The sequence below is a fragment of the Photobacterium kishitanii genome, assembly GCF_000613045.3.
Lineage (GTDB): Bacteria > Pseudomonadota > Gammaproteobacteria > Enterobacterales > Vibrionaceae > Photobacterium > Photobacterium kishitanii.
This window is the reverse complement of the sequence record NZ_LN794352.1, coordinates 3,114,654-3,126,873: the sequence shown is the minus strand read 5'-3', so window position 1 is coordinate 3,126,873 and position 12,220 is coordinate 3,114,654. Positions and strand designations below refer to the sequence as shown.

The following is a 12,220-nucleotide window of genomic DNA, read 5'->3' as shown; positions in this document are numbered from 1 at the left end:
TAATCAAGGGATGTTGATAATGAATGCAAGCATTACAGTGATGGAGCTCGAAACATTAGCGGCAAGGTTTGTCGGACGTAAACGCATTCAGCAGGCTTTTGCACAATTCTCTCAGCAGCAACAATGTCAGCTGTTAGCCGATCAACAAGCATCACCAGCAATAATATTGCATACGGAAAAAGTCTTAGCCTCTGTTTTTGGTGAGGTATCAGCAAAGTTGGTACTCACATCCGCATTGCAGAATCGTGATATGAAATTGGAAGATGTTGCGACTATTGTTGATGAAGCATCAGCGATGTTTGATTTTAGTCGCGGCTTATTACAAGGAGCGATTGAACATATTAGTCAAGGGATTGCTGTGGTTGATAAACAATTACGGTTGGTAGCGTGGAATCAACGTTACTTAGAATTATTTTCCTTTCCCATTGGATTAATTAAAGTTGGACGGCCTATTGCAGAAGTGATCCATTATAACGCTGAACAAGGTTTATGTGGTGAAGGGAATTCTGAATGGCATGTTGCCAAGCGAGTGCAACATCTGCAGCAGGGAACAGCCCATACCTCATCACGAGTACGTGCTGATGGTCAGGTTATTGAGGTTCAAGGTAATCCAATGCCAGGTGGTGGGTTTGTGATGAGCTTTAGCGATATTACCGTTTTTCGCCAAGCTGAGGCTGCTCTGAAAGAGTCCAATGAGCAGCTTGAGGAGCGAGTAAAAAAACGTACTCAGCAATTGGAACAACTGAATCAGCAATTGGTTGTGGCAACTCAACAAGCAGAATCACAAGCACGCTCTAAAAGCCGGTTTTTAGCAGCAGTGAGTCATGATTTAATGCAGCCACTTAATGCCGCAAGGTTATTTTCATCGGCATTAGTTGAAATAAATGAAGGTCAACAAAGTGCTCGCTTAGCTGCCCACATAACCAGTGCTTTAGGTGCGGCAGAAGATTTGATTGGTGACCTATTGGATGTATCGCGCTTACAAGCTGGCAAGTTAGCCGCTCATATAGCGCCAGTGCGAGTGAGTGATGTACTGAGTGTGTTACAAGCGGAATTTGGGGTGTTAGCTAAGCAGCAGCAAATTGATTTTAAGGTGGTGATGAGTAACGCGGTGATCCTTTCTGACATTAAATTACTTCGACGTGCGTTACAAAACTTTTTAACCAATGCTTTTCGCTATAACCCTAAAGGACGAGTGCTATTAGGCGTGCGTCGCCGTGGCGAGCAACTGGTGATTGAGGTTTGGGATAATGGTCCTGGTATCCCCATCGAGCAGCAAGCAGATATTTTTGATGAATTTACTCGAATGGACCAAACTGGCGCTGAACATGGTTTAGGGTTGGGGTTAGCGATTGCTCGAGGTATTTCTCGAGTTTTAGATCATCCCTTAGGGCTGCGTTCATGGCCTCAACAAGGGACCGTATTCTCATTAGCTGTCGGGCGTAGTTCACCCTCAATGTTGTCATTACCAACGTCATTATTATCTCACTCTGCTGGTGCTTCATTAGCTGGATTAAAGGTGCTATGTATTGATAATGAGTCAGAGATTTTAGTCGCGATGAAAACGTTATTAGAGCAATGGCACTGTGAGGTGCGTATTGCTGAAAATAAAGCTCAAACAATGCAACGACTTATCGATGGTTGGCAACCTGATGTAATCTTAAGTGACTATCACCTTGCAAAACAGCAAACGGGGTTAGAGATTTTACAGTTATGCCGTTCACAATTAGGTTTGCACTTTAAAGGGGTGGTGATTAGTGCCGATCGGTTAACGGACAATCAAGCAATAATTCGCCAGCAAGGATTTGGTTTTTTAAGCAAACCGGTTAAACCGCTTAAGTTGCGATCTATATTAAATAATTGTTTATTAATAAAAAAATAATAATAGACGCTCAAATAAGAGCGTCATTTAACTGTGATGGTGATATGCGTCGTTATGGAAGAGAATGTAGCGACGTTATCAGGCTAATTGATTGCTAATTGTTGTAATAATATTACCGCTTGGGTGCGATTTTTGACTTCAAGCTTGCGAAAAATGGCCGTCATATGTGCCTTGATCGTTGCTTCAGAGACACTCAGTTCATACGCTATTTGTTTGTTTAGCAACCCCTCAGTTAGCATGGTTGATACTTTGTATTGTTGTGGTGTTAACGCTGCAATTTTGGCTGATAGTTGCTGATGATGATTATTGTGGCTGATAGTGGTGGGGAAATAAGGTTCACCATTGAGGATCTGTTTTAAGGCGGCTAATAATGTCGGCATCTCACTGGATTTGGGAATAAACCCAAATGCGCCATGATTATAAACTTGCTGAACAACCTGGTCTTCTTCACTGGCAGAAATTACCACAATGGCTAACTCTGGATATTGTTGACGTACTTGAATTAGGCCAGACATACCATTCGACCCCGGCATTTTAAGATCGAGTAATAATAAGTCAATATCACCGTTTTTTTCTAACAATGAAAATAAAGAATCTTGTGAATCGGCCTCGAGGAGGTTGGCTCCACTGATCGCCATCTGAATCGATTGCAAGAGGGCATTACGAAATAACGGGTGATCATCGGCGATAACAATGGTGTATGGAACGTCCATAGCGATGCCTATTGAAGTAATTGATTTTTTGACGTTAACATTTCAGTAACTAAGGTGCAATTTCGTCACGGCTGAGATTGGATCTTGATCGCGCTTGAAAGTACCACTTTTGTAATTATGTGCGTCATTGCACGTTATTTTGTGAGGTTGATGGGGGTAAAGAGAATATTGGTAGTTGTAAGTGCTGACTAAAATTATCTGCATTGATAAAGCCATTGATTTTTGCCTGTGGTAAGGGGTTACCTTGAGGATCCCAAAATAATAAGCTTGGAAAGCCGATAACATTAAGATATTGCATCAATGCGATATCGGTGGCGTTATTGGCAGTGACATTGGCTTTTAAGCGGGTGAATTTATTAAGTTGAGGAATAACATTTGCAGCGGGAAAGGTCTGTTGAGTCAAAGCAACGCAGGGTGAGCACCATTCAGCGTAGACATCGAGCACTACTGGCCGTTGTTGTTGAGCCGCTATTTTAAGAGCGAGTTTTAATTCTGAAATTGAACTAACAGTGGTAAATGTCAGCGCCATAGGTGTCGACTTTGCATATAGTAAGTAGGTACTTACCATGATGATTATGACGGTGGTTAATCCCCAAAAAGCATGTTTTATCTTAATCGTGACCATAAATAGCCATCCCTGTGCGAGTGAGTATTAGATATTGTTAATCTAAAAGATCCTCTTTTCAGCTTAGCAAGTATTTATCACCAATAAAAAAAAGCTGCTCGAAAGCAGCTTTTTAATCATTCTGTGTTAGTTGTAAATTATAAAATAAAGCTACCAAATAAAAAGCCTAAAGCCACCGATGTTGCAATGGTAACCACACCCGGTATAAAGAATGGATGGTTAAAGACCCATTTACCAATTCGAGTTGAACCTGTGTCATCCATTTCTACTGCGGCTAATAGTGTTGGGTAAGTTGGTAAGACGAATAAAGCACTTACTGCGGCGAATGAAGCCACCATTGTTAGTGGAGCCACACCAATCGCTAATGCTGCAGGCATTAATGCGGTTGTAGTTGCACCTTGAGAGTAAAGTAGCATTGAAGCAAAGAATAGAATTAACGCTAACATCCAAGGGTGGCCACTTAATAATGAGCCTGCAATTTCTTTAATGCCGTCAACGTGCGCATTAACAAAGGTTGCACCTAACCATGCTACACCAAGAACACAGATACAGGCTGTCATACCTGAACGGAATGTCGGTGCTGATGGGATTTCAGCGGCATCAATTTTGGTTACCCATACAGTTATCGCTGCTGAGGTTAGCATAACGGCAATAATTGCTTCGTTACGACCTAATGTTGGATCAGTAATTAAACCGACTGAATGAGAAATAGCGGCGGCATAACACACGACCAGCACAATGGCAGTAATAAAAATATAAGTTGCTTTACGTGCCGTTGGCTTAATATCACGCTTGCCAGTTTGTTCAATATTGACTAAACCTTTAGCTAAACGGTCTTGATAAACAGGATCATCTTTTAGTTCACAACCCATAAAGTTAGCCACAAAAGCACCGACCATACAGGCAATAAAGGTGGTTGGAATACAAATAGCCAATAGCGTTATGTAACTCACGCCAACGGGTTCAAGGATACCAGAGAAAAACACGACCGCTGCTGAAATAGGTGAGGCAGTAATCGCGATTTGTGATGCAATAACGGCAATGGAAAGTGGGCGAGAAGGGCGAATGCCTTGACCTTTAGCCACTTCAGCAATAACAGGTAGGGTGGAAAAAGCTGTATGCCCTGTACCCGCTAACACCGTCATAAAATAAGTTACGATAGGCGCATAAAAAGTGATACGTTTCGGGTGTTTACGAAGAAAGTTTTCTGCAATCTCTACCAGCCAATCCATACCACCGGCAACCTGCATTGCGGCAATGGCAGTGATCACTGACATAATAATTAAGATAACATCGATAGGGATCAGCGATTCGCTGGTTGGTACCCCAAATATTAATGATAATACTAAAACACCGGCACCACCGGCAAAGCCGATACCAATACCGCCAATCCTAGAGCCTAAATAAATAAAACCTAGAACGACTAAGAGTTCAAGTCCAGTCATACAATTTTCCTGTCTAAAAGTTTAAAAAATAAAAATAAAAAGAGGATTTGTTCACAAAAAAAAAGCGGATAATCAAGTGACAATCCGCTGGTATTCTCAGTCGCTAACGTTTTTAGTTGTAACGTTTAGCTTTATATTGAGGATGCATTAAGTTCTCGATGGAGAAGATATCATCTAATTGCTCTTCAGTCAGTAAGCCACGCTCAAGGACGACTTCACGTACGCTCTTACCTGTCTCAGCACAAATCTTACCGACAATGTCACCTTCGTGGTGGCCAATGAATGGATTTAGGTAAGTAACGATACCAATAGAGTTAAAGACGTAGCTTTCACAGACTTCTTTATTTACTGTGATCCCTTCGATGCACTTATCGCGTAAGTTAATACAAGCATTTTTCAATAGACTAATAGATTCGAAAATTGCTTGACCAATAACCGGCTCCATTACGTTCAACTGTAATTGACCTGCTTCTGCTGCAAAAGTGATAGTGGTGTCGTTACCAATCACTTTAAAGCAAACTTGGTTAACCACTTCAGGGATAACTGGGTTTACTTTTGCTGGCATAATTGAAGAGCCCGCTTGCATTTCAGGTAGATTAATTTCGTTTAGACCTGTACGTGGGCCTGAAGAAAGTAAACGTAAATCATTACAAATTTTAGATAATTTAACTGCAGTACGTTTTAGTGCGCCGTGAACCATTACGTAAGCGCCACAATCAGAGGTTGCTTCAATTAAATCCTCTGCAGCAACGACTGGTAGCCCGGTGATTTCAGCAAGGCGTTGAACAGACAATTGTTGGTAACCTGTCGCAGCGTTTAGACCAGTACCGATCGCTGTCGCGCCAAGGTTAACTTCAAGTAGTAGTTGTGCTGTGTATTGAAGGTTTTTAATTTCTTCTTTTAGTAATACACCGTAAGCATGGAATTCTTGACCAACAGTCATTGGTACAGCGTCTTGAAGCTGGGTACGGCCCATTTTCAGAACACTTGCAAATTCAGTAGCTTTAACATCAAATGCAGTTTTTAAGTAATCCAGTGCTTCCAGCATATTAATGATGCTGTTGTATACCGCAACGCGGAAACCTGTTGGGTAAGCACAGTTAGTTGATTGTGATTTGTTAACATGATCATTTGGGTTAACGATATCGTAGCGACCTTTTTCTTCACCCATAATTTCAAGCGCAAGGTTAGCGATAACTTCGTTAGTGTTCATATTAACCGATGTGCCAGCACCACCTTGGAAAACATCAGATGGGAATTGATCCATGCAACGACCATTTTCAAGGATGAGATCACATGCTTGAACAATGTAATTACCGATATCAGAAGGAATTGCGCCAAGTTCTTTGTTGGCCATTGCTGCTGCTTTTTTGGTAAATACCATGCCACGTACAAATTCAGGAACATCTGAAATTGTTGTGTTTGAAATATTGAAGTTCTCAATTGCACGTAATGTGTGAATACCCCAATAGGCATCCGCAGGTACATGACGTTCGCCAAGTAGATCTTCTTCGATACGAGTTGCAACATTGATTGTTGCTTTATTTTTTTCAAGATCAATCATCTGAGACATAATATAGCCCTTTGCAAATCTTTATAATTAAAATCAATAAGTAAGCCAACAGTTGTAGCGATAATCCATTGTCGCAAAGTTGTGGCTAGATGATCGTACCTGACACCTTAATTGATGCCGATAATACTCCCCTCAACCGCTAAAAACCTAATCCAGATCACTTTTTACGAGAGCTTGTTAATCTTTGCACGGAAACGCGATCTCTTTCACATTTTCTGTTAACAGTAGCACGCTATTTTGCTTCTAAAATGAAGAAAAATGACAGGATGTGAATAAAATGTAGGAAGAGGTAAGACTGTTTTGGGAGCTGATTCAAATTATAATTTTGTATTATTTGTTAACACTTTTCAACGAGCTAATAAAATTTGTAATGAGTAATTAGATCTATAATAAGGTAAGGTCATACGACAAGGCGTCAGCATAAATTTATTTAATGAAAGGGGTTGTTTGTGTTTCCACTATTAATGTTGCTATTTATTGTGGTGCCGATGGTTGAGATTGGCTTATTCATTCAAGTGGGTGGGTTATTAGGTCTATGGCCAACAATAGCGATTGTTTTTTTAACTGCGGTTATTGGAGCATCGTTGGTAAGAAGTCAAGGAATAGCGACCTTAACCTCAGTTCAGAAGAAGCTGCAACAAGGTGAAATGCCAACTCAAGAAATAGTTGAAGGAATGTTGTTAGCAGTGGCTGGGGTGTTATTATTAACGCCAGGATTTATGACAGATGCTTTAGGATTGGTCTTATTATTGCCGCCATCAAGGGCTAAAATTGCCCAATTATTAATGCAAAAAGTCACTCTAAAAAGTAACTTTAATCAATTCGGTGGTGGTTTTTCACATCACACCAATTCACATGATGCAGCTAATGGCGATGTGTTTGATGGTGAGTATGAACGTAAAGATGACCATAAAAATAACAATTCCAATCATCGATTGCCGTAAATGAAACATAGAAGAAACAAAAATATTACGCATAAAAAAGCAGCCGAGGCTGCTTTTTTTTATTCATGCTATTCATATTAATCACGAGAGTGAAAGCATGTTTTTTCGTAGTTTTCGAGCATAGCAATAAGCACCAATACCACTGATGATATTAGCTACTGCAATACCAATAAATAGCCCTTCAGTTCCATAAATATAACTACCTATCCATGCCGCTGGTAGTAATAGCACAAATAGCCGCAATAGATTCCAGCATAGTGCATTAATGGTTTTATGTAAGGCATTAAGGGCGCTAATTAACAGCATGCAAATCGCTTGTAATCCATAACTAGCAGGCACCACTAATAAATAATGCCATAATTGTTCTTGAACCACGCTGTCTTTAGAGAACAGTGCCGCGAGTGGCATACTTAATGGCACCATCGCAATAAAAACCAACAATTGAAACCCGATAGCAAAATGCATGGCGGTAAAGAGGGCGCTAAAGGCTCGTTGTGGTTTCTCCGCGCCTAAGTTTTGCGCCATAAAAGGCATTAATGCTGAGCCAAGTGCCATCATTACAATCACTAATAAGGATTCGACTCGCATCGCTGCACCATAAGCAGCAACAGAAGCGGTACTTTGACTTGCCAATAGTGCCATTAATAACGCTCCCGATAGTGGGTTGAGCGCAGTTGACAAGCCTGCTGGTACGCCAATGTGCAAAATTTGTTGCCAATCGTGTTTCAATAATCGCCATTGCGGTAAGATCAGTAACTTTTCACGTTTATAAAGCAGATATAATGATGCGATAAGTGCAAATACCCAACTAATACCACTGGCAATGGCAGCCCCTTGCACGCCTAAAGCGGGGATAGGGCCGTAGCCAAAGATCAATAAAGGATCTAATAGGCCGTTAATGACACCAGCGATCACCATGATCTTTGCGGGACTTTTCGCATCGCCAGTGGCGCGAATAGCACTATTACCTGCCATTGGGATCACGAGTAATGGAATCGCGAGATACCACACTGTCATATATTGTTCGATAATCGGTAGTAACTCAGCTGAAGCCCCCATTAAGGTAAATAATGGTTTAATGGTAAGCAATCCAATGCTCGAGCCAACAATCATTAATAGCAGACTTAGTAGTAACCCATGAGTGGTAATACGGGCTGCACTGTGGTTATCGCCTTGACCGAGCATGCGTCCAATACTGGTTGATATACCAACGTTCATTCCCATAGTGATACAATTAAGGCCAAAGGTAACTGGAAAGGTGAAACTAACCGCCGCTAGTGCATTGGTGCCCAAGCGTGAAATAAAGAAAGTATCGACTAAATTAAACATTAAAATCGCGATCATGCCAAACACCATTGGCACTGCTAAACGACGTAATGCATCAGGAATTGGTGCTGATAATAATCCATGTTTATCTGACTTGGGTTGGGTTGCCATAGTGGTCTCAAAATAAGGATGCCTGCATACCCTAATGCAAAGTGTGTGATCGGGCAAAATTTCTCAAATAAATAACAAAAAAAAGCCGTCTAAACCTTGGGATTTAGAAATTAGACCCAACATCTTAGTCATATAGAAAGTCATACAAGTTAGAGCTTGTAGGCTTAAAATCATGGACATTACCTTAATTATCAGGAGAGACGACCAATGAACATTCGTCCTTTACACGACCGAGTTATCGTTGAACGCCAAGAAGTTGAATCTAAGTCTGCCGGTGGCATCGTTTTAACTGGTTCAGCTGCTGAAAAATCTACTCGCGGTAAAATTCTTGCTGTAGGTAAAGGCCGCATTTTAGAAAATGGCACCGTACAACCACTTGACGTACAAGTGGGCGATGTAGTTATTTTTGCTGAAGGCTACGGTACTAAAACTGAAAAAATTGACGGTAAAGAAGTTCTTATCATGTCTGAAAATGACATTATGGCAATCGTTGAATAATCCGATCACATTAAATTAAGAATTAAGAAAGGAAATCCTAAGATGGCTGCTAAAGACGTTAAGTTTGGTAACGACGCACGAATTAAAATGCTAGAAGGTGTTAACATTCTAGCTGATGCGGTAAAAGTAACATTAGGTCCTAAAGGCCGTAATGTTGTACTAGATAAATCATTTGGTGCACCAACTATCACTAAAGATGGTGTTTCTGTTGCGCGTGAAATTGAATTGGAAGATAAGTTCCAAAACATGGGCGCACAAATGGTGAAAGAAGTTGCATCGCAAGCGAATGACGCTGCGGGTGACGGTACAACAACTGCAACGGTACTTGCCCAAGCGATTATCGCTGAAGGTCTAAAAGCGGTTGCTGCGGGTATGAACCCAATGGATCTTAAGCGCGGTATCGATAAAGCTGTTATCGCTGCGGTTGAAGAGCTAAAAACATTGTCTGTACCTTGTGCTGACACTAAAGCAATTGCACAGGTAGGTACTATCTCTGCAAACTCTGATACAACTGTTGGTAACCTTATTGCAGAAGCAATGGAAAAAGTAGGTCGTGATGGTGTTATCACGGTTGAAGAAGGTCAAGCACTTCAAGATGAACTTGATGTTGTTGAAGGTATGCAGTTTGATCGTGGTTACCTATCACCATACTTTATCAATAACCAAGAAGCAGGTTCTGTGGATTTAGAAAGTCCATTTATCCTATTGGTTGATAAGAAAGTATCAAATATTCGTGAGCTTCTTCCTGCTCTAGAAGGCGTAGCAAAAGCGTCTCGTCCACTACTTATTGTTGCAGAAGATGTTGAAGGCGAAGCGCTAGCAACATTAGTGGTTAACAATATGCGTGGTATCGTTAAAGTTGCTGCTGTTAAAGCGCCTGGCTTTGGTGATCGTCGTAAAGCAATGCTACAAGATATCGCGGTACTGACTGCTGGTACTGTTATTTCTGAAGAGATTGGTCTAGAGCTTGAGAAAGTTCAACTAGAAGATCTTGGTCAAGCTAAGCGTATTACTATCACTAAAGAAACCACGACTATCATTGATGGTGCTGGTGAAGAGAGCATGATTCAAGGTCGTGTAACTCAAATTCGTCAACAAATTGAAGATGCAACTTCTGACTACGATAAAGAAAAACTTCAAGAGCGCGTTGCAAAACTTGCTGGTGGCGTTGCGGTAATTAAAGTTGGCGCAGCAACTGAAGTTGAAATGAAAGAGAAGAAAGACCGCGTTGAAGATGCATTACATGCAACTCGTGCAGCGGTTGAAGAAGGCGTTGTTGCTGGTGGTGGCGTAGCACTTATTCGTGCAGCATCTAAAGTAGTAAACCTTGTTGGCGATAATGAAGAGCAAAATGTAGGTATCCGTGTAGCACTTCGTGCAATGGAAGCACCACTTCGTCAAATTGTTAAGAACGCAGGTGATGAAGAATCAGTTGTTGCTAATAATGTTCGTGCTGGTGAAGGTAACTACGGTTACAACGCTGCAACTGGCGAATATGGCGATATGATTGAGATGGGTATTCTTGACCCAACTAAAGTAACCCGTTCAGCTCTTCAGTTCGCAGCATCTGTAGCAGGTCTTATGATCACTACTGAAGCGATGATTACTGATAAAGCATCTGATGCTCCTTCTATGCCTGATATGGGTGGCATGGGCGGTATGGGCGGTATGGGTGGCATGATGTAAGATATTTATAACCGTAGAGATTAAATTCTCTGGGTTATAAAAGTTGTTGCCATAAAAAGTCGAGCTATGCTCGACTTTTTTATTGCCTGAAGATAATGATTTACGCTGTGTTTGATTAATTTTCATTGCAGGCTTATATGGGGAGTTCGTGCGGGATATTTCTCGAAAAGCTGTACGTAAATAAACATCAATAGAAACAACAGCTTAAGCTTATAAGTTAAGGGTTGGTTGGTGAGTGAAGAAATGTACATGTTTTTGCTGTTTATTGGCAAAAAACCTGAACGTTGTTGGTTGCTGTTTTAGCGATAGAAGTTTTTAAACCAATAATAGTAAGTAGCTGCAAAATGGCTACTATTCATATTATTGTTACTTTTATATCTATTAGATGAAATGTTGATTATTTGCTGAATTTTATCTATTTAATCATGATCAATATTTTTGATGATAAATTACAAGATAATAAAATATTAATTTATATTATGTTTTTATACTTTAAGTTGTCAGTACAGTTATCTAGTGATTTAACTGTCTTTTTATGATCGCGTTAAATTCACCTCCTTGGTACGATCCAGTTGTTTAATTTGATAATGGTGAGCAGTTATTTGCTCGGTATTGATGGTGTGCTTTTATAGTCTAGTTATGTGTGAGTAACCATAAAACGGCAACTTAAAAGCAAGCCATAGTCTTTAGTTTGCATGGAAAAAAGCGCGAAAAGCTGTACGTTAAATATAGTTATTAAAAATCAGTACGTTAGAGGTGTTTTACTTGGAGGTAATAAGCGGCTGGACTTTTGTACTTAAAAAAGGTGTTATTTTAAGCTAAAGCTGTACAAAGGGTGGGTTACATTAAGCCCTGATGCGTTGACACCGAGGGCTGAATTTTTATATACGTTAGTTATTGCTTGGTAGGTATTCTTTGTTTAGTTCAACCCACGCTGCCATAAAGCAAACGACAAATGATTGAATGTAACCACGTAGATCAATCTCTCCCTGTACGAGCACATCATCTGCGTTAGACTCCATGTTAAATGATACCGTACGATCTTTGATACAAAAGAACACACGGCCGATTAATACAAAGTTGTCACCATTATCATCTGGGTTGTAGACCATTCCTGCACCAATTTGATCATGTTCAGCAATTTGTAGTGCACTAAATGCTAATTTTTCTGCGCCCTCAAAACCAAAACCAGCATAACGTTTACCTTGGTCTTGTTGTTGCAGTAATTGCGACAGCAGTTGAGTGTAAGTAGTCAGTGCTTCTTCTGGAATTTCATTGGTGTTTACCTGCCCCATACTATATGGCTTATCATCTTCTACCATTTCAACATCATAGATAAAATCAGTCATTGCGAATCCTTGGTTAGTCTTATCGTCATCATATTGTTTATACGTTAGCGTAATTTGATGGTACGAGG

Annotated in this window: 9 protein-coding genes and 1 pseudogene; 4 read left to right on the top strand and 6 right to left on the bottom strand. The window is 40.5% G+C overall.

The genetic code is table 11. The features are described from left to right. Positions 1–31 precede the first annotated feature (31 nt). Positions 32–1,882: pseudogene (locus tag PPBDW_RS14430) on the top strand (hybrid sensor histidine kinase/response regulator); the annotation flags it as partial. An 83-nt stretch (positions 1,883–1,965) separates the two neighbouring features. Here PPBDW_RS14430 and PPBDW_RS14425 read toward each other — a convergent pair. The 4 genes from PPBDW_RS14425 to aspA all read right to left on the bottom strand — a co-directional run bounded on the left by PPBDW_RS14425 (position 1,966) and on the right by aspA (position 6,238). After that, positions 1,966–2,595 (bottom strand): response regulator, encoded by a 630-nt coding sequence (locus tag PPBDW_RS14425; RefSeq protein WP_036788882.1) that lies wholly within the window; start codon positions 2,593–2,595, stop codon positions 1,966–1,968. A gap of 124 nt (positions 2,596–2,719) precedes the next feature. Next, positions 2,720–3,220 carry a thioredoxin fold domain-containing protein gene (locus PPBDW_RS14420; protein ID WP_054262081.1) on the bottom strand — a complete coding sequence of 167 codons (501 nt, stop codon included), beginning with the start codon at positions 3,218–3,220 and terminating at the stop codon, positions 2,720–2,722. Positions 3,221–3,357: 137 nt separating this feature from the next. Beyond that, positions 3,358–4,665, bottom strand: a complete 1,308-nt coding sequence (locus PPBDW_RS14415; RefSeq protein ID WP_036788880.1) for an anaerobic C4-dicarboxylate transporter — start codon at positions 4,663–4,665, stop codon at positions 3,358–3,360. A 112-nt stretch (positions 4,666–4,777) separates the two neighbouring features. Further along, on the bottom strand, positions 4,778–6,238 hold the full coding sequence (aspA, locus tag PPBDW_RS14410) for an aspartate ammonia-lyase (RefSeq protein WP_080888944.1): 1,461 nt from the start codon (positions 6,236–6,238) through the stop codon (positions 4,778–4,780). Between the two features lie 449 nt (positions 6,239–6,687). Between aspA and PPBDW_RS14405 the strand changes: the two genes are divergently transcribed. Then, the gene (locus PPBDW_RS14405; RefSeq protein ID WP_036788878.1) at positions 6,688–7,182 is read left to right on the top strand and encodes an FxsA family protein; all 495 of its coding nucleotides are present in this window, start codon (positions 6,688–6,690) and stop codon (positions 7,180–7,182) included. A gap of 81 nt (positions 7,183–7,263) precedes the next feature. On the opposite strand, the gene PPBDW_RS14400 is transcribed toward PPBDW_RS14405, so the two are convergent. Continuing rightward, complete coding sequence (locus tag PPBDW_RS14400; protein ID WP_036788876.1) at positions 7,264–8,619, bottom strand: MATE family efflux transporter; 1,356 nt, start codon at positions 8,617–8,619, stop codon at positions 7,264–7,266. Positions 8,620–8,826: 207 nt separating this feature from the next. Between PPBDW_RS14400 and PPBDW_RS14395 the strand changes: the two genes are divergently transcribed. After that, a complete protein-coding gene (locus PPBDW_RS14395; RefSeq protein WP_036788874.1) occupies positions 8,827–9,117 on the top strand; it encodes a co-chaperone GroES in 291 nt (96 codons plus the stop codon). 42 nt (positions 9,118–9,159) lie between these two features. Then, positions 9,160–10,803: a chaperonin GroEL gene (gene groL, locus PPBDW_RS14390; RefSeq protein WP_036788872.1), complete on the top strand. Its 1,644-nt coding sequence runs from the start codon at positions 9,160–9,162 to the stop codon at positions 10,801–10,803. Positions 10,804–11,693: 890 nt separating this feature from the next. Here groL and PPBDW_RS14385 read toward each other — a convergent pair. Continuing rightward, complete coding sequence (locus PPBDW_RS14385; RefSeq protein ID WP_036788870.1) at positions 11,694–12,152, bottom strand: hypothetical protein; 459 nt, start codon at positions 12,150–12,152, stop codon at positions 11,694–11,696. Positions 12,153–12,220: the final 68 nt, after the last annotated feature.

Coding starts and splice junctions, on each gene's coding strand:
- groL (WP_036788872.1), top strand. CDS start 9,160: ATGGCTGCTAAAGACGTTAAGTTTGGTAACGACGCACGAATTAAAATG.
- PPBDW_RS14425 (WP_036788882.1), bottom strand. CDS start 2,595: ATGGACGTTCCATACACCATTGTTATCGCCGATGATCACCCGTTATTT.
- PPBDW_RS14420 (WP_054262081.1), bottom strand. CDS start 3,220: ATGGTCACGATTAAGATAAAACATGCTTTTTGGGGATTAACCACCGTC.
- PPBDW_RS14385 (WP_036788870.1), bottom strand. CDS start 12,152: ATGACTGATTTTATCTATGATGTTGAAATGGTAGAAGATGATAAGCCA.
- aspA (WP_080888944.1), bottom strand. CDS start 6,238: ATGTCTCAGATGATTGATCTTGAAAAAAATAAAGCAACAATCAATGTT.
- PPBDW_RS14395 (WP_036788874.1), top strand. CDS start 8,827: ATGAACATTCGTCCTTTACACGACCGAGTTATCGTTGAACGCCAAGAA.
- PPBDW_RS14400 (WP_036788876.1), bottom strand. CDS start 8,619: ATGGCAACCCAACCCAAGTCAGATAAACATGGATTATTATCAGCACCA.
- PPBDW_RS14415 (WP_036788880.1), bottom strand. CDS start 4,665: ATGACTGGACTTGAACTCTTAGTCGTTCTAGGTTTTATTTATTTAGGC.